This window comes from Nocardia sp. NPDC087230 (genome assembly GCF_044744725.1).
GTDB classification, from domain to species: domain Bacteria; phylum Actinomycetota; class Actinomycetes; order Mycobacteriales; family Mycobacteriaceae; genus Nocardia; species Nocardia canadensis.
In genome coordinates, this window is record NZ_JBIUYV010000013.1 from 23,236 (window position 1) to 39,703 (window position 16,468).

General features: G+C 70.4%; 17 protein-coding genes. 8 read left to right on the plus strand and 9 right to left on the minus strand.

Annotated features, from left to right (window positions below; all coding sequences use genetic code 11):
- Positions 1 to 106 precede the first annotated feature (106 nt).
- Positions 107 to 466, plus strand: coding sequence for a hypothetical protein (locus ACIO52_RS29240; RefSeq protein ID WP_218720025.1), 360 nt, complete (start codon positions 107 to 109; stop codon positions 464 to 466).
- Here the strand turns inward: ACIO52_RS29240 and ACIO52_RS29245 are convergent.
- The gene (locus ACIO52_RS29245) at positions 463 to 1,014 is read right to left on the minus strand and encodes a TetR/AcrR family transcriptional regulator (RefSeq protein WP_255588248.1); all 552 of its coding nucleotides are present in this window, start codon (positions 1,012 to 1,014) and stop codon (positions 463 to 465) included. The genes ACIO52_RS29240 and ACIO52_RS29245 overlap by 4 nt on opposite strands.
- Positions 1,015 to 1,249: 235 nt before the next feature.
- Between ACIO52_RS29245 and ACIO52_RS29250 the strand changes: the two genes are divergently transcribed.
- Positions 1,250 to 2,680: an SDR family NAD(P)-dependent oxidoreductase gene (locus ACIO52_RS29250; RefSeq protein ID WP_402648370.1), complete on the plus strand. Its 1,431-nt coding sequence runs from the start codon at positions 1,250 to 1,252 to the stop codon at positions 2,678 to 2,680.
- A gap of 74 nt (positions 2,681 to 2,754) precedes the next feature.
- Positions 2,755 to 3,135 carry a DUF2784 domain-containing protein gene (locus tag ACIO52_RS29255; protein ID WP_218720022.1) on the plus strand — a complete coding sequence of 127 codons (381 nt, stop codon included), beginning with the start codon at positions 2,755 to 2,757 and terminating at the stop codon, positions 3,133 to 3,135.
- On the opposite strand, the gene ACIO52_RS29260 is transcribed toward ACIO52_RS29255, so the two are convergent.
- Positions 3,116 to 3,868, minus strand: coding sequence for a thioesterase II family protein (locus tag ACIO52_RS29260; RefSeq protein ID WP_402648373.1), 753 nt, complete (start codon positions 3,866 to 3,868; stop codon positions 3,116 to 3,118). The genes ACIO52_RS29255 and ACIO52_RS29260 overlap by 20 nt on opposite strands.
- 43 nt (positions 3,869 to 3,911) lie before the next feature.
- On the opposite strand from ACIO52_RS29260, the gene ACIO52_RS29265 reads away from it, so the two are divergent.
- The gene (locus ACIO52_RS29265; RefSeq protein WP_402648376.1) at positions 3,912 to 5,282 is read left to right on the plus strand and encodes a CoA transferase; all 1,371 of its coding nucleotides are present in this window, start codon (positions 3,912 to 3,914) and stop codon (positions 5,280 to 5,282) included.
- A 22-nt stretch (positions 5,283 to 5,304) separates the two neighbouring features.
- Here the strand turns inward: ACIO52_RS29265 and ACIO52_RS29270 are convergent, their stop codons facing one another.
- Entirely contained in the window at positions 5,305 to 5,874 is a 570-nt protein-coding gene (locus tag ACIO52_RS29270) for a TetR family transcriptional regulator (RefSeq protein ID WP_316574716.1), read from the minus strand.
- Positions 5,875 to 5,981: 107 nt separating this feature from the next.
- Here ACIO52_RS29270 and ACIO52_RS29275 point away from each other — a divergent pair, with 107 nt between their 5' ends.
- Positions 5,982 to 7,196, plus strand: coding sequence for an FAD-dependent monooxygenase (locus ACIO52_RS29275; protein ID WP_402648379.1), 1,215 nt, complete (start codon positions 5,982 to 5,984; stop codon positions 7,194 to 7,196).
- A gap of 37 nt (positions 7,197 to 7,233) precedes the next feature.
- Here the strand turns inward: ACIO52_RS29275 and ACIO52_RS29280 are convergent, their stop codons facing one another.
- Positions 7,234 to 8,781 carry an acyl-CoA carboxylase subunit beta gene (locus ACIO52_RS29280; RefSeq protein WP_402648381.1) on the minus strand — a complete coding sequence of 516 codons (1,548 nt, stop codon included), beginning with the start codon at positions 8,779 to 8,781 and terminating at the stop codon, positions 7,234 to 7,236.
- Between the two features lie 220 nt (positions 8,782 to 9,001).
- Between ACIO52_RS29280 and ACIO52_RS29285 the strand changes: the two genes are divergently transcribed.
- Positions 9,002 to 10,045 carry a nucleoside hydrolase gene (locus ACIO52_RS29285; RefSeq protein ID WP_402648383.1) on the plus strand — a complete coding sequence of 348 codons (1,044 nt, stop codon included), beginning with the start codon at positions 9,002 to 9,004 and terminating at the stop codon, positions 10,043 to 10,045.
- Positions 10,042 to 10,923: an amidohydrolase family protein gene (locus tag ACIO52_RS29290; protein ID WP_316574713.1), complete on the plus strand. Its 882-nt coding sequence runs from the start codon at positions 10,042 to 10,044 to the stop codon at positions 10,921 to 10,923. The genes ACIO52_RS29285 and ACIO52_RS29290 overlap by 4 nt, the downstream gene beginning before the upstream one ends.
- Here ACIO52_RS29290 and ACIO52_RS29295 read toward each other — a convergent pair whose 3' ends face one another.
- The 3 genes from ACIO52_RS29295 to ACIO52_RS29305 all read right to left on the minus strand — a co-directional run bounded on the left by ACIO52_RS29295 (position 10,924) and on the right by ACIO52_RS29305 (position 13,933).
- On the minus strand, positions 10,924 to 11,970 hold the full coding sequence (locus ACIO52_RS29295; RefSeq protein WP_316574712.1) for an alpha/beta hydrolase family protein: 1,047 nt from the start codon (positions 11,968 to 11,970) through the stop codon (positions 10,924 to 10,926).
- A gap of 182 nt (positions 11,971 to 12,152) precedes the next feature.
- A complete protein-coding gene (locus ACIO52_RS29300) occupies positions 12,153 to 12,788 on the minus strand; it encodes a response regulator transcription factor (RefSeq protein ID WP_316574711.1) in 636 nt (211 codons plus the stop codon).
- Complete coding sequence (locus ACIO52_RS29305; protein ID WP_316574710.1) at positions 12,785 to 13,933, minus strand: histidine kinase; 1,149 nt, start codon at positions 13,931 to 13,933, stop codon at positions 12,785 to 12,787. The genes ACIO52_RS29300 and ACIO52_RS29305 overlap by 4 nt, the downstream gene beginning before the upstream one ends.
- Positions 13,934 to 14,093: 160 nt before the next feature.
- On the opposite strand from ACIO52_RS29305, the gene ACIO52_RS29310 reads away from it, so the two are divergent.
- Positions 14,094 to 15,572: a multicopper oxidase family protein gene (locus tag ACIO52_RS29310; protein WP_402648388.1), complete on the plus strand. Its 1,479-nt coding sequence runs from the start codon at positions 14,094 to 14,096 to the stop codon at positions 15,570 to 15,572.
- Here the strand turns inward: ACIO52_RS29310 and ACIO52_RS29315 are convergent, their stop codons facing one another.
- The gene (locus tag ACIO52_RS29315; protein WP_402648391.1) at positions 15,573 to 16,046 is read right to left on the minus strand and encodes an SRPBCC domain-containing protein; all 474 of its coding nucleotides are present in this window, start codon (positions 16,044 to 16,046) and stop codon (positions 15,573 to 15,575) included. It abuts the gene before it with no gap.
- Positions 16,043 to 16,408: an ArsR/SmtB family transcription factor gene (locus ACIO52_RS29320; protein ID WP_402648394.1), complete on the minus strand. Its 366-nt coding sequence runs from the start codon at positions 16,406 to 16,408 to the stop codon at positions 16,043 to 16,045. The genes ACIO52_RS29315 and ACIO52_RS29320 overlap by 4 nt, the downstream gene beginning before the upstream one ends.
- Positions 16,409 to 16,468 lie beyond the last annotated feature (60 nt).

A 16,468-nucleotide genomic window follows, 5' to 3' on the forward strand; every position in this document is an offset into this window, starting at 1 on the left:
CACGGGTAACGAACCGGCAAACACCTTTGCCTCCCCACCATCGACGGGTCCATGCTGGTCATCAGGTGAACGACAGCGCGCAGCCCCGGTCCGCGAGGAGGACCCCATGCCAGGCAGCACCACTCCGGCAGACGAGCAACGCTGGCACGCCCAGGCCGGCGATCTGCTCGCCGACGATTACAACGTGCCCGGCATCATCGCGTGCGCGATCGGCGTCGTCGGCTTGGCCTGCACGCTGGTGGCCGCGGGGTCGGAGTACTACGGGTGGGCAGCGGTCGCCGGGGTCGTCACCGCGATCTTTCTTCTCGGCGGCGCGGGCGCGCTGCTGTTCGAGCATCACCGGGAAGAACGGATCGAACACGTCTACGGGCGCAGCGGACACGCGCCCGGCCATGTCGGCCCGCAGCGCTACAGCGCCCGCGACATTCCGCTGCCGAACCCCACCCGGCGCGGGCTGAGGTCCTAGCCGAGCACGCCCGGCTGGGGTTCCACGCTCGGGATGGTCTCGGTGATCACCGTGATCAGGGTGTCGGCGAGCAGCCGGTGCACCTGCTCGCGGGTGAGCGTGCCGCGGGTGATCCACTCCCGGCCCGCCACCTTCACCAGACCCGCGTAGGCCAGGACCAGCGCGCGCAATGTTGCATTGTCTGCCAGATCGGACCGGCCGATCATCACCAGCATGCGTTCGGCGGCGGCGTCGTCGGCCTGGTCGAGGATCTGCTGCACCTCGGGGTCGTCGCCGACGCCCTCGTGGCTGGTCACCTTCACCCAGGTGGTGCCGTGCTCGGCGATGGTGTCGAGCAGCCAGGTGACGATCGCGTCGACCCGCTCGACCGGGGTACCGTCGGGAATCGACACCTTGTCCGGCCGCGGCAGCGTCACCATCCGGCGCACGACGGCCAGATACAGGTCGCGCTTGTTGCCGAAATAGTGGTTGATCAGCCCACGGGCGACACCGGCGCGCTGCGCGAGTTCCGCGGTGGACACCGCCGCGTAGGGCCGCTCACCGAACATGTCGATGGCACAGGCCAGGATCTGCGCGCGTCGCTCGTCGGGTTCGAGCCTGCGCCTGCGCGGCGCGTCTGCGGTATCGGTGTCGAGCGGGGAAATCGGGCTGCTCCGTCGGGTTCGAGGGTCGCCGCGCTGTTGCGGCGACGGTGCACCACGATACCCAGCGGGTCCGTCGAGCGGCCAATGCGACAATGAGTGTCGTCCCCCGCTCCCGCACGAAGGAATGCCGCACTCCCCGATGACCGCGAACATGATCGATCCGGACGAGTTGGCGACCTGTCTGCGGGTGCTGGAACAGGCCGGGCAACTGGAGAAGGAACACCCCGATTCGATCGCGGTCCAGCGCGCGGTGGGGCACATGTTCAAGAAGCTCAAGCAGCGCAGGCGCATCGAGGCCAGGGAGCAGGTCGCCTCGGCCGACCGCGCGGTCATCGCGGCGACAGCCACCGGCTCGCCGCAGCGCATCGACGACGAGACCGCGGGCATTCCGATCAGCTCGGCCACGACCGGCGCGAGCGCGGGCACCCTGCTGCGGCCGCGGCCCTGCTACATCTGCAAGCAGCGCTACACCCAGGTCGATGCGTTCTATCACCAGCTCTGTCCCGAGTGCGCCGCCGCCAGCCACGCCAAGCGCGACGCCCGCACCGACCTGACCGGCAAGCGCGCCCTGCTGACCGGTGGCCGCGCCAAGATCGGCATGTACATCGCGCTGCGGCTGCTGCGCGATGGCGCGCACACCACCATCACCACCCGCTTCCCCAACGACGCGATCCGCCGCTTCGCCACGATGGAGGACAGCGCCGACTGGCTGCACCGCCTGCGCATCGTCGGCATCGACCTGCGTGACCCGGCACAGGTGGTCGCCCTGGCCGACGACGTCGCCGCCCAGGGTCCACTCGACATCCTGATCAACAACGCCGCCCAGACCGTGCGCCGTTCGGCGGGCGCCTACAGTGCCCTGGTCGACGCCGAGACCGCGCCGCTGCCCGCGGGTGTGCTGCCCGAGATGGTCACCTTCGGCAAGACCATGCAGGCGCATCCGACCGCGCTCACCGCCTCGCTGACGCCGTCGCTGTCGGCCACCGATGTCGCCGAGCTGGCGCTGGTCGCGGGATCGGCGACCCCGGAGCGGATCGCGGCGGGCGTGGCGATCGACGCCGGCGGGCTGGTGCCCGATCTCGCGCACACCAACAGCTGGGTGCAAACGGTCGCCGAGGTGGACGCCACCGAGCTGCTCGAGGTGCAGCTGTGCAACTCCGTCGCGCCGTTCATCCTGGTCTCGCGCCTGCGCCCGGCGATGGCCGCGTCGGCGGGGCGGCGCAAGTACGTCGTCAACGTCTCGGCGATGGAGGGCCAGTTCAGCCGCGGCTACAAGGGTCCGGGCCATCCGCACACGAACATGGCCAAGGCCGCGCTGAACATGCTGACCCGCACCAGCGCGCTGGAGATGTTCGAGGCCGACTCGATCCTGATGACCGCGGTCGACACCGGCTGGATCACCGACGAGCGTCCGCACTACACGAAGGTGCGCCTGGCCGAGGAAGGCTTCCACGCGCCGCTCGACCTGGTCGACGGCGCCGCCCGCGTCTACGACCCGATCGTGCAGGGCGAGAACGGCGTCGACCTCTACGGCTGCTTCCTCAAGGACTACCAGCCCTCGCCCTGGTGACGGCATCCAAGCGATGCCGAACCGGAATGTTGATCATGATTCCGTATCGGCCGGTCGCCGCCTAATCTGAATACGTGCCGTTCCGGGTGTTGGCCGATCTGATCGCCGTCACCCACGTCGCGTTCATCGCGTACGTGGTCGCCGGTGGTTTCCTCGCGTGGCGATGGCCCCGCACCATCGGGCTGCACCTGCTGGCGGCCTCGTGGGGATTCGGCACCATCCTGATCGGCTTCGACTGCCCGCTGACCTACGCCGAGAACTGGGCGCGCAGGCACGCCGGGGTGGCCGAACTGCCGCAGGCCGGGTTCATCGACCACTACCTGACCGGCGTGATCTACCCCGACAGCGCGCTCGGGTCGGTGCGGCTGGTGGCCGCGGTGGCGGTGCTGGTGTCGTGGGCCGGGTACGTGCGCCTGCAGCTGCGCCACCGCGGACTCAGCTCAGGTGCCGCGTGATCTCCCGCGCCACCGCGGCCGGGTCCTCGTCGAGGTAGAAGTGCCCGCCGGGGAAGGTCCGCAACGCGAACACCCCATCGGTGACGGTGCGCCACTGCTCGGCCTGCTCCACCGTGGTGGTCGGGTCCTCGGTGCTGACCAAGGCCACGACCGGGCAGCTCAGCGCGGGTCCCGGCTCGTGACGGTAGGTCTCGACGGCCTGGTAGTCGGCCCGGACAGCGGGCAGGACCAGCTCGGCCAGGCCGGGTTCGGTGCGCAGCAGCCGCACCGGGGCGGGGTCGGCGGCGAGGCGCTCCAGATCGTCGATCAGGGCCGCGTCGGAGCCGAGATGCAGGCGACCGGTCTCGACGAAAGCCGGTGCGGGACGGCCGGACACGATCAACGCCGCCGGTGGTTCGCCCGCGGCGGCCAGCCTGCGCGCGGTCTCGTAGGCCACTGTCGCGCCCATGCTGTGCCCGAACAGCACGCGCGGCGGTCCGGGGCGGCGCAGGACGTCCTCGGCGATGCGGTCGGCGAGCGCACGCATCTCGGTGATCACGGCGTCCGCGAGGCGATCCTGGCGGCCGGGATACTGCACGGCCGTCACCTCCGTGCCGGGACCGAGGTGCTCGGCGAGTTCACGGTAGGCGGAGGCCGATCCCCCGCCGGGCGGGAAACACACCAGTCGCCGCCGGGCCGCCGGGTCCGCCCGCAGCACCCGAATCCATTCCGTCGCCGCTGTATTCACGGCCACATCACGCTCCTCACCTGTCCTCGTCGTGGCTAGGCTGAGCGGCGTGACCACCGCGCAGCACCTCGTGCACGCCTATGAGACCGGGCTGGGACTCGAACCGTCGGCACTCGACGACGAGCCGGCGCCCGGTGCTCGGCTGGCAGCCACGCTACCGGTGTGGGCGCTGGCCGCGGGATCGGTGGCCGCGGCGGCCGGATCGGCGAATCGGTACCGCGCCGCGCTCGGGCTGGCCACCCGGCCGACGCGCCTGGACCCGGCCCGCATCGCCGCGGCCTTCGCGAGCGAGCGACTGTTCCGGCAGGGCGAGTCGGCACCGTCGGCCTTCGCCGAGCTGTCCGGGTTCTTCCGCAGCGCCGACGGCTGGGTGCGCACCCACGCCAACTACCCGCACCACCGTGCGCGGCTGCTGCGGGCGCTCGACCTGCCCGCCGACACCGACCGCACCCGGCTCGCCGCCACGGTCGCCACGAGGAAGGGTGCCGAGATCGAGGACGTCGCCGCCGTGGTGGGCGCGATCGCGGTGCGGGTCCGCACCGAGGCCGAGTGGTCGGCCTCCCCGATGGGCCGGGCCGCCGCGGCCGGACCGCTGGTGGCCGTCGACTCACGCACGGACGGTCCACCCACGGAATCCACACGCCCCGGCGCGGCCGCGCCGACGATCGATCGTCCGCTGGCCGATGTCCGTGTGCTCGACCTCACCCGGGTCCTCGCGGGTCCGGTCGCCACCAGGACCCTGGCGCTGCTCGGCGCCGATGTGCTGCGCGTCGACCCGCCGCACCTGCCCGAGATCGACTGGCAGTTCAGCGACACCTGCCAGGGCAAGCGCTCGACGCTGCTCGATCTGCGCTCCGACCTCGCGACCTTCGAGGACCTGCTGGCCGCCGCCGATGTCCTGGTGACGGGCTATCGCCCGGGCGCGCTCGCCGCGGCCGGGGTGCGCGCCGCGGCCCGGCCGGGTCTGATCGAGGCGTCGGTCTCGGCGTGGGGAACGACCGGGCCATGGGGCGGTCGGCGCGGCTTCGACAGCATCGTCCAGGCCGCCTCCGGCATCGCCCTGCTCGAAGGCGACGCCGACAGCCCCGGCGCGCTGCCCGCCCAGGCCCTCGACCACGGCTCGGGCTATCTCCTCGCCGCGGGCGTCATGGACGCGCTGCGTGCCCGGGCCGAGGACGGCGCAGGCCGCGACGTCCGGGTCTCGCTGGCCCGCACCGGCTCCTGGCTCCGCGCGGCCGACCGCCACCCGGACCACCCCGCGCCGCTGCCGCCCGACCCGGCGGCGACGAACCGCCACGGCGATATCGTCACGGCCGCACCGGCTTTCGCCGACTACGACGACTATCGCTGGCCCGCCCCGCCGTACGGCTCGGCCCAGCCGTTCTGGATCGAAGCGCCCGACCACTTCCACCGCGACTGATCGACCGCGGGGCGGCTCGCGGTCACTTCCCCGCCAGCGCCCGGATCGCGGTCGCCAGCTGGTCACCGTCGGCCACCGCCCCGCCCGGGTTCAGCAGCCACAGCACGCCCAATCCCTGCACCAGCGCGAAATACAGCCGCCCGATGGCGTCGGCCTGTGCCGCGTCGAGTTCGGGGTGCGCCGCCCGGACGGTGGCCGCGAGGTCGGCGAACGCGTGGGAGAGCTGGTCACCGAGCTGAGCGCGCGCGTCGTCGGAGCGCACGATGCGCACGATGTTCTCCAGGCTGGCCAGCATGGCCTCGTGGTTGTCGGCGAACACCGCGGGCATCGCGTTCCACAGACCGGTGAACCCGGCCAGCGGTGACGAGCCGGCACCATCGGCAATGAGCGCCTCCATCGCATCGCCGATCGCGTTGCCGAGCGCCTCGGCCAGCGCCTCGGTGACCAGTCGGTCCTTCGATCCGAAGTGATAGCCGATCGCGGCCAGGCTCACCCCGGCCGCGGCGGCGATGTCGCGCGCGGTCGCCTTCGCGACGCCGCGCTCCAGGATCACCTTCCGCGCTCCCGCGAGCAGGTCTTCTCTGTTTCCCATGGTCACCACCCTACCGGACTGTCTTAGACATTTGTTCTAGACATTCGTGCCAGCCCTGTGTTAGACATATGTCTAAGACATTCGTTCTTCTCCAGACGGGAAACATCATGACCACCACCAGCCCCCTGCACGTTCTGGTCTCCGGCGGCGGGATCGCGGGTAACGCGGTCGCACTCCAGTTGCTGCGCAACGGCATTCGCACGACGGTGGTCGAGCGGGCCGAGGTCCCCCGCCCGGGCGGCCAGGCGGTCGACCTGCGCGGACCGAGCAAGGAAGCCGCCGAGCGGATGGGGCTGATGGCGGGCATCGCGCAGTACCAGCTCGACGAGCGCGGCATGTCCTACGTCGACGGCGACGGCAAGATCTACGCCCGGATGGCGATGGAGGATTTCGACGGCCAGGGCGCCGTCGCCGAAATCGAGATCACCCGTGGCGATCTGAACCAGGTCCTGCTCGACGCGATCGCCACCGTCGAGACCGGCGAGCTGGACTACCGCTACGGCGAGTGGATCGACCGGATCGAGCAGGACGCCACCGGCGTCGAGGTCACCTTCGCCTCCGGTACCACCGAGCGCTTCGACCTGGTGATCGGCGCCGACGGCGTGCACTCGGCGACCCGGCGGCTGGTCTTCGGCCCCGAGGAGCAGTTCAGCACCAACCTCGGCGGCTACGGCGCGTTCTTCACCATGCCCTCGCCCGCCGATATCGAGCCCGGCTGGTTCGGCATGCGCCTGGTGCCCGGCGCCATGCTCGGGATCCGCCCCGACGGCGACCCGGCTACCGCGAAGGCGATCATCACCCTGCGCACCGAAGTCGACCCGGCCCTGCGCCGCGACGGCGACGCCCAGCGCGCGCTCATCCGCCGGAGGATCGCCGACGCGGGCTGGCACGCCCCCGAGGTCCTGGCGGCGATGGAGACCACGACCGACTTCTACTTCGACGAACTCGCCCGGGTGGACGTGCCCGAGCTGTCGGTCGGCCGGGTCACCCTCGTCGGCGATGCGGGCTACTGCGGCTCCCCCATGACCGGTATGGGCACCGCGATGGCGATCGTCGGCGCCTACGTGCTGGCCGCCGAGATCGCCGCCACCCCGGACGATCCGGCCGGCGCGCAGCAGCGCTACCAGGACAAGATCACGCCGTTCCTGGCCAAGGCCAAGGAGATCCCCGGCGGCGGCATCGCGATGATGATCCCCAAGACCCCGCTGATGACACGACTGGCCAAGACCAATGTGCGCGTCATGATGTCGCGTCCGATGCGGCCGATCACCAAGAAGATCTTCTTCGGCCACACCGAGGAGTTCGCCCTGCCGAGCTACTGAACCGCCCGGCCCGGCCACCGCGACGCGGGCGCCGGGCTCACAGCGGAATCAGCAGATGCTTGCGCGGCCGCTGCTCGACGCGCTTGTCCCGCAGCAGATGCAGGGCCTTGCGGATCTCCAGCCGGGTGGTGGACGGCTCGATCACCGCGTCGATGTAGCCGCGCTCGGCCGCGATCCACGGCGTGGCGACCGCGGTGTTGTAGTAGTCGACCATCTGTTGACGGACTCCCGCCCGCTCGGCCTCGGGCACCGCGGCGAGTTGCCTGCGCTGGGTGAGCCCGATCGCGGCCTCGGCGCCCATGACCGCGATGCGCGCGGTCGGCCAGGCCAGATTCACATCGGCGCCGAGCTGCTTGCAGCCCATCACCGCGTAGCCGCCGCCGTAGGCCTTGCGCACGACCACGGTCACGATCGGCACGGTCGCCTCGACCACGGCGTAGAAGAACCGCCCGCCCCGCTTGATGACGCCGATCTTCTCCTCCTCGACGCCGGGCAGCACCCCCGGAGTGTCGACCACGAAGATCAGCGGCAGCCCGAACGCGTCGCAGAGCCGGATGAAATGCGCCGCCTTGTCCGAGCAGCGGGCATCGATCGCCCCGCTGAACACCTGCGGCTGATTGGCGACGACACCGACACTGCGGCCGTCGACTCGCGCGAATCCGGTGATCATGTTGCGCGCGGCGCTGCCTCCGACCTCGTGGAACTCGCCGTCGTCGAAGATCCGCAGCAGCACGTCGTACATGTCGTAGCCGGCGCGGTCGGAATCGGGGATCAGCGTGTCGAGTTCCCGGTCGGTCGCGGTGATCTCGGGTTCCAGTCCCGGGTTGACCACCGGGGCGCTGTCGAAGCAGTTCGACGGCATGAAGCTCAAATATGTTCGGGCCCAATCGAACGCGGCCCGCTCGTCGACGGCCACGTGATGGATCGTCCCGTTCTGCGCCTGGTTGTACGCGCCGCCGAGTTCCCCGAGCGTCACTTCCTCACCGGTGGTCTCGCGGATGATCTCCGGTCCGGTGACGAACATGTAGGCGTTCTCGGTCGCGATCAGCACGTCGGTGTTGATCGGGGCGTAGACCGCGCCCGCCGCGCACTTGCCCAGCATGATCGACACCTGGGGCACTACGCCCGACAGATTCAGCTGCCGTCTGCTCATGGCCGCGTACCAGGCCAGCGAGGTGACCGCGTCCTGCACGCGCGCCCCGCCGGAGTCGTTGATCGCCACGAACGGGCAGCCGATCTCGGCCGCGAGGTCCATCGCCTTGGCGACCTTGCGCCCGAACATCTCCCCGACCGAGCCGCCGAACACCGTCTGATCGTGGGCGATCACCACCACCGGGCGGCCGTCGACCGTGCCGTGGCCGGTCACCACGCCGTCGCCGTAGAGACTGTTGGCGACGCCGGGTTGCTTCACCAGCGCCCCGATCTCGACGAAACTCCCCGGATCCAGCAGCATGCCGATCCGTTCCCGCGGACTCGGAATCCCCTTGGCGGCCCGTTTGGCGACCCCCACGTCCCCCGCAGGCTCCTGCGCGGCTGCCAGATTCTTCCGCAACTCTTCCAGTTTCGCAGCGGTCGTCGCCTTCAAGATGCACCTACCCTCGCCAGTCAGGAGCTATCGGTCCGCAATCTTTGAGGCAGAGTAGCCGAAAACGCCGCCGTCACAGCTCTTTCGTCGTCGTCGGCGCGACATTCGCCGACCCGGGATCGGCCCGTCACGCGGCGAAAACGCCATGACCAGCGGCGAACGGTCCGGCTACGGCACGGTCGGCGGCGGCGCGCGAAACGCCCGCGGTTACCCTCGACCTGTGGCGCGCAAGATCATCCTCGATGTCGATACCGGAATCGACGATTCGCTGGCGCTGCTGTATCTGCTGGCCTCTCCCGAGGCCGAGCTCCTCGGGATCGCCGCGACCGCGGGCAATGTGCCGACCGCCCAGGTCGCCGCGAACACCCTCGCCCTGCTGGATCTCGCGCGAGCGGGCAGCGTCGAGGTGGCGGCGGGCGCGCACGGCCCGCTGATGGTGCCGCTGCGTACCACCGAGGACACCCACGGCCCGCAGGGCCTCGGCTACGCCGAACTCCCCGCCTCGCCCCGGCCACTCTCCGATCGGTCCGCCGCGCGGATGTGGGTGGAGCTGGCCCGCGCGCACCCCGGCTCCGCGATCGGCCTGTGCACCGGCCCGCTGACCAACCTGGCACTGGCCCTGCGGATGGAACCCGAGCTGCCCCTGTTGCTGGACCGCCTGGTCGTCATGGGTGGCGCGTTCAACCACCCCGGGAACACGACGCCGACGAACGAGTGGAACATCCACGTCGACCCCGAGGCCGCCAAGGAGGTCTTCGACGCCTTCTCGGCCGCCCCGCCGGACCGCAGGCCCCTGGTGTGTGCCCTCGACATCACCGAGTCCATCGAGATGCGGCCCGAGCACCTGGTCCGGCTGGCCGAGGTCGCGCACAGCGCGCCGCTCGAGCGGGTGGCCGCAGGCGATGCGGCCGACTGGCGCTCGGCGGCCGGCAATCCGGTCATCCGGTACCTGGTCGACGCGGTGCGCTTCTACTTCGATTTCCACGACGGCTACGACCTGGGCTATCTCGCGCACATGCACGATCCCTTCGCCGCCGCCGTGGCGCTGGACCCCGCGCTGGCGCGGACCAGGCCCGCGACCGTCGACGTCGAGCTGACCGGCACCCTCACCCGGGCCACCACCGTCGCCGACTGGGCGGGCATGTGGGGCCGCGAACCCAACGCCGACATCGTGGTCGGCACCGATCCCGCCGTCTTCTTCGAACGTCTCGTCACCCGCGTCGGCGCGCTGGCCCGTCGCCTGTACCCGGAGCCGCCCTCGTGACCGTCGATACCGCCGCCTATCTCGCCGACTTCCGCGCCCGCCTCGGGCTGCCCGCGATCGTCGACGTGCACACCCATTTCATGCCCGACCAGGTGATGCGCAAGGTGTGGGCGTACTTCGACCAGGTCGGCCCGCTGACCGGGCGGACGTGGCCGATCACCTACCGCGACGACGAGCAGGTGCGACTGAAGACGCTGCGCGACTTCGGCGTCCGCGCGTTCACCTCGCTGGTGTACCCGCACAAGCCGCAGATGGCGGCCTGGCTCAACGACTGGACCGCCGAGTTCGCGGCCCGCACCCCCGACTGCCTGCACACCGCCACCTTCTACCCGGAACCGTCGGCGCCCGACTACGTCCGCGCGGCGATCGACAGCGGCGCCCGGGTCTTCAAGGTGCACATCCAGGTCGGCGCGTTCTCCCCGCTCGATCCGCAGCTCGACCCGGTGTGGGCGATCCTCGCCGAGGCGGGAGTGCCCGTGCTCATCCACTGCGGATCCGGTCCGGCCCCGGGCGAATTCACCGGGCCGGCGCCGATCGCCGAACTGCTGCGGCGGTTTCCGGATCTGTGCCTGATCATCGCGCACATGGGCACCCCCGAGTACAGCGAGTTCCTCGACCTGGCCGAGCAGTACCCGCGCCTGTACCTCGACACCACCATGGTGTGGACCGATTTCAGCGAGGCAGGCGCGCCGTTCCCGCCTGCCGAGCGGGACCGCCTGCGCCGCTTCGGGAATCGGATCCTGTTCGGTAGCGACTTCCCCAACATCCCGTACCCGTACGCCGAGGCCGTCCAGGCGCTCGAGCGCCTCGAGCTCGGGCCGGACTGGCTGCGCAAGGTGTGTCACGACAACGCGGTCGCGCTGTTCGAGCTGCGCTGATCAGGCGGGGATCTCCATCCCCTCGGCCAGCAGCGGCCAGGAGTTCTTGAACGCCTTCTGCCAGTAGCCCCACGAGTGGGTGCCCTGGGTGTCCACGTCGAAGGTGGCGGGAATGTCGAGCTCGGCGAGCCGTTCCCGCAGGTTCTCGGTGCACCAGCTGGTCGCGGCCTCGATCACGCCGCCGACGACGATCTGGTTGGCGAGCCCCACCGGACCCCAGGTGATCAGGTGCGGGTCGCCGAGCTGGTCGTGTTCGCCCGGCAGGCCGTTGCCGTTGGAGATGTAGAGCTTGGTGCCGCGCAATCCTTCGGCATTGACGACCGGATCGTTGGCGACCCACTCGGGGTCACCAGGCGGTCCGTACATGTTCGAGGCGTCCCCGCCGCCGGTGCCGACCACGACGTTGACGAACTGCCTGCCCACCGGATCGCTGATCTGCGCGCAGCCGCTGTAGGCCGCGACCGAACGGAACAGGCCCGGCTTGGCGATCGCGAGTTGCAGTACCGAGGTGACGGTCATCGAGTTCGCGGCGATGGCGTTGCGGCCGGTCGTATCGAACATCGTGTCGACGAGGGCGGGGAGTTCGTCGAGGAAGAAGGTGCGCCACTTGTTCACGCCGAGTCGCGGATCCGTACTGCGCCAGTCGGTGTAGTAGCTCCACGCGCCACCCACCGGCATCACGACGTTGACGTCCTTGGCCGCCAGGAAGTCCACCACATCGGTGTTCTGCTCCCAGGTGGCGGTGTCCTCGCCGCCGCCCGCGCCGTTGACCAGATACAGCGAGGGGCGCGGGACCGAGGTGTCGGCCGGTCGCTGCACCTTCACCGAGACCTCGCGCGCCATCGCCGCCGAGTAGATCCGCACGGTCACCTGCCGACCGTCGATCGACGTCACCTCGGCACGCGAGCCGTCGATCGCCACGGCCCGATTCGCCACCGCCACACCGGCTTCCGGAACCTCCGCGAGGGCGGGAGCACCACCGCCGACCATCGAACCGGCGGCGAGGAACACCGCCGCCACCGCCGAGAGGGCGCTGCGGCATCGCATCGATCGAACCTCCTACCGAAAACAGACCGCTCAGTGCGGTCGGTTCAGTATCGGGCTCGATCACGGCACCGTTACCGGCTTCTTACCGATTCGTCACCAAAGACAATGGGAGCACTCGCGAATGATGAAGCAGCAACCGTGCAGCGACGTCGCCGAGGCGTCGGGCATTGCCATGACGGCTCTCACCGTTGAGACAGCTTGGAGGCGTAGACCGCCAGGCGGACACGGTTGTCGGTGCCGGTCTTCTCGAACAGGTTCGCGAGGTGGGTCTTCACGGTGCTCACCCCCAGGTGCAGCCGATCGGCGATCTCCTGGTTGCCGTACCCCTGCCCGACCAGAAGCAGCACCTCGCGTTCACGAGGACTCAGCTCCGGCCCGGCGACCGTGGGCGCGGGCTGAGCGGCGAGCGCCCGGTCGACCAGTCGGCGCAGGAGCGCGGGCGAGAAAAGCAGGTCGCCGTCCACCGTCCGGCGGATGGCGTCGAGCAGGACCTCGGGATCGGTGTCCTTGACGAAATAGCCGGACGCGCCGGCGGCCAGCGCCGGGAACAGGTGTTCGTCGTCGTCGAAGGTCGTGAGCACCAGCACTTTCGCCCGGGGCGCCGACGCGAGGATCTGCCGGGTGGCCGCGACACCGTCCAGACCGGGCATCCGCAGATCCATCACCACCAGATCGGGCGCGAGCTCGGCGAACTGGCGGACAGCCGCCATCCCGTCGGCCGCTTCGCCGACGACGGCGAGATCGGTGGTGTCCTCGATGAGCATGCGCAGGCCCGCGCGCACCAGGCGCTGATCGTCGGCCAGCAATACCGTGATCATGCCGGATCGGTTCCCTTCGCGACATCGGGCAGCCGGGCCCGGACGACCCAGTGCCCACCGTCGGCCGCGGCGGTGAGCGTGCCGCCCGCCACGGCGGCGCGTTCCCGCATCCCGACGAGACCGTGACCCGGCGGCGCGGCGGTTCCGGCACGGCCACTGCGCACCTCGAGGTCGATGCCGCTGTCGCGCCGGGCGATCCGGATCCGCACGGGCGCATCGCGATCCGCGTGCTTCATGACATTGGTCAGCGATTCCTGGACCAACCGCAGCAGGGTCAGCCTGCTCATCGCGTCCAGCGCGCCGAGGTCGGCCTCGAGCTCGGCGTCGATGGTGAAGCCGGCGGCCCGCGCGCGGGTGAGGGCGGCGGCGATCTCGGTGCCGACCGCGTCCGCTTCGACCAGGGACACGGCGCCCAGGGCGGGATCACGCAGCGCGGCGAGGAATCGGCGGATGTCGGACAGCGCGTCGGTCGCGGTCGCGCGGACGTCGTCGAGGACCGCGACCACCCGGGGATCGGCGTCGCGCACCACCCGTCCGGCGACGGACACGCGCAGGATGATCGAGGCCATGTGGTGGGCGACCACATCGTGCAGTTCCCTGGCCATCGCCGCGCGCTCGTCGAGGCGGGTGCGCGCTTCGGCGTCGGCCGCGCGCATCCGGAGACTGTCGGCGAGCTCGCGCTGGCCACGCAGGTACAGCCCGAGCAGCAGTGGCAGCCCGACATAGGCGACCGCCTCGACCACGGTCGAGGCCCGCCCGATGGAGGTGTCGTGCAGGCCGACGCGCCCGAGCACCACCGCGGCGGCCCAGGCCGCGGTCGCCACCCACACCGTCGAACGCCGACGGGTGCGCGCGATCACGTCGACCAGCGCCACCGCGCCGAGGTAGGGCACCAGGCCGGACACGCCCCACGCCGGCGTCCGCAGCAGCGGCACGGCCAGCGCCGACAAGATCAGCGACACCGCCAGCGGCCACCGCGCCCCGGCGAGGAAGACCAGGCCGGCCGTCATCGCGAGCAGCCAGTAGTGCGGCGGCACCCGGTACTGGCCCGGGTAGGTGCTGGCCAGCAGCAGGACCGGGATCAGCGCCAGCGGCAGCCACCGCAGGAGCGGCCGCGGGTCGCGGCGTGCGCTGGTGTCGATCACGCACCCACGGTAGGCGACGCACCGGGGGTAGCACGCGATCGGCGCGTCCGCAACAGCCGCGCGGCCGGAATCAGCGGCCCGCTCTCCGGCTCCGGGGTGGAGTGGCCGGGGCCCGAACCGATCGAAGCTGGAGGCTCCGCACAGACAAGGAGTACGCCACGTGGTCTCGCGCCGAGGATTCCTCACCGGACTCGCCCTCGCTCCGGTCGCCTATGCCGCCGGTTGTTCGTTCCGCACCGCCGCGCCCATGCCGTCGTCGGCCACGCGCCCGCTCCCGATCCCGCCACCGGCGCCGTCGACGGTGGGCGTCGACGGTGTCCGCCGGTTCACCTTGCGCGCGCAGGCGGGCTACACCGAGATGCTGCGTGGTGTCCGCACCGCGACCTGGGGCTACGACGGGTCGGTGCTCGGCCCTACCCTGCGGGCCCGGCGCGGTGAGCGGGTCGCGGTCACGGTGACCAACGACCTGCCCGAACCGACGTCGGTGCACTGGCACGGCATGCACGTGCCCGCCGCCGCCGACGGCGGACCGCATCAGATGATCACTCCCGGTGCGGTGTGGACGCCGAGTTGGACGGTGGCGCAGCAGGCCGCGACGCTCTGGTACCACCCGCACCCCCACGGCGCTACCGAACGGCACGTCCAGCGCGGGCTGGCCGGGTTCTTCCTCGTCGACGACGATCCCGCCGATGCGCTGGATCTACCGAAAGACTATGGCGTGGACGATATTCCGCTGGTGATCCAGGACCGCCGGTTCACCACCGACGGCGCCATCGACGAATCCGACGCCACCGATGTGGGCCTGCTGGGCGACACCATCGTCACCAACGGCATCGCGGGCGCCCATCTCGACGTCACCACCGAGCGGGTGCGGCTGCGCGTGCTCAACGGATCCGCGGGCCGCCTGTACCACCTGGCGCTCGGCGACGGCCGGTCGTTCCAGCTGATCGCCACCGATGGCGGCCTGCTCCCGGAACCCGTGGCACTGTCGCGAATCCAGCTCAGCCCCGGGGAAAGGGCGGAGATCGTGGTCACCGTTCGCGCGGGCGAGAACGTCACGTTACGGTCGCTGCCGATCCGCGACCGCGCCGGGATCGATCGCGCCGGCGAGTTCGGTTTCGACGACACCTTCGCCATCCTGGACCTGCGGGCCGCCGACACCCTGCGCCCCGCGGCGGCCGTGCCCGCGGCGCTCGTGCCCCTCCGACCCCTCGCCGCGGCGACCACCGCGCCGACCCGCAGCTTCGAACTGCGCTGGTTCATGATCAACAACCGGCGGATGGACATTAACCGCATCGACATGACCATCCCGGTCGACACCACCGAGGTCTGGTCGGTTCGCAACGAGGACAACTGGCCGCACAACTTCCACATCCACGACGTCCAGTTCCAGATCCTCGCGGTCGACGGAAACCCGCCTCCCCCAGCACTTTCCGGCTGGAAGGACACGGTGTACACGGCGCCGGGCGTCACCTACACCCTGGCCATGCACTTCGCCGATCACACCGACCCGACCTTCCCGTACATGTACCACTGCCACCTGCTCCATCACGAGGACCAGGGCATGATGGGCCAGTTCCTGGTCCTCGCGCCGGGGCAGCAGCCGGCCCCGATGCGGATGGACATGGACCACGGGTGATCAGGCGACGGATTCGAGGTACTTCGCCAGCGTGTCGACCAGCTCGCGGGTGCCTTCCTCGCGCTGGGCGCCGGTGTCGTGGCCGTCGAGGTGGGCGCCGAATTCGACAAGGGTGAGCTTGGTGCCGGTGCTGGTCGGTTCGAATTCCCAGGTCGCGACCGAGGTGGAGATGTGGGCGCCGTCGAGCCACATGTCGTAGGTGTAGACGAGGCGTTCGTTGTCGATGATGTCGGTGTAGGTGGCGACGAAGCGCGAGGTCACCGACTTCTGGAAGATGCCCTCGTTGATCTCGATGCCGCCGACCCGGAAGTCGACGGAGGCCTCGGTCAGCTCCCAGCCCTCCTCGCCGCCGAACCACTTGCTCTTGATGGCGGGATCGGCGAACGCCTGGAACGCGACCGCGGGCGCCACGGGCACCTCGCGCTCGATGGTGAACTGGGCGTGGTTGATGGTGCGGGTCGCGGTGTCGTTCATTGTTGTTCTCCCTCTGCGTTGTTCGCTGATTCCATGAGTAGTGCCGTGAGCCGGTCGAGTTGCCGCTCGGCCGGTGGTCGTTGCTGTCGCAGCCAGTCGATCGCGGACCCGAAGGCCCCCGGAGCCAGCTGATAGGTCCGCACGCGCCCGATCTTGGCCGAGCTGACGATCCGCCCAGCCTCGAGCGCCTTCAGGTGCTGCACGATCGTCGGCAACGCGACCTCGAACGGCGCCGCGAGATCCGACACCGAGGCGGGTCCCCGAGCGAGCCGCTCGACGATCGCCCGCCGCGTCGGATCGGCCAGCGCCCGGAAGACACTGTCCAGTCCCCCGTCCGACTCACCACCTGAATACTTAGGCACATACCTAAGTATTCACATCGACGGCCCTCCGCGCAACCTCTGCGGGCAAACGACGTCCAG

What these genes read in the sequence shown, in the direction of transcription:
- ACIO52_RS29315 (WP_402648391.1), bottom strand. Translation starts at nt 16,046, where the DNA reads ATGAACGACACCGCGACCCGCACCATCAACCACGCCCAGTTCACCATC.
- ACIO52_RS29240 (WP_218720025.1), top strand. Translation starts at nt 107, where the DNA reads ATGCCAGGCAGCACCACTCCGGCAGACGAGCAACGCTGGCACGCCCAG.
- ACIO52_RS29295 (WP_316574712.1), bottom strand. Translation starts at nt 11,970, where the DNA reads ATGCGATGCCGCAGCGCCCTCTCGGCGGTGGCGGCGGTGTTCCTCGCC.
- ACIO52_RS29300 (WP_316574711.1), bottom strand. Translation starts at nt 12,788, where the DNA reads ATGATCACGGTATTGCTGGCCGACGATCAGCGCCTGGTGCGCGCGGGC.
- ACIO52_RS29270 (WP_316574716.1), bottom strand. Translation starts at nt 5,874, where the DNA reads ATGGGAAACAGAGAAGACCTGCTCGCGGGAGCGCGGAAGGTGATCCTG.
- ACIO52_RS29250 (WP_402648370.1), top strand. Translation starts at nt 1,250, where the DNA reads ATGACCGCGAACATGATCGATCCGGACGAGTTGGCGACCTGTCTGCGG.
- ACIO52_RS29275 (WP_402648379.1), top strand. Translation starts at nt 5,982, where the DNA reads ATGACCACCACCAGCCCCCTGCACGTTCTGGTCTCCGGCGGCGGGATC.
- ACIO52_RS29245 (WP_255588248.1), bottom strand. Translation starts at nt 1,014, where the DNA reads ATGTTCGGTGAGCGGCCCTACGCGGCGGTGTCCACCGCGGAACTCGCG.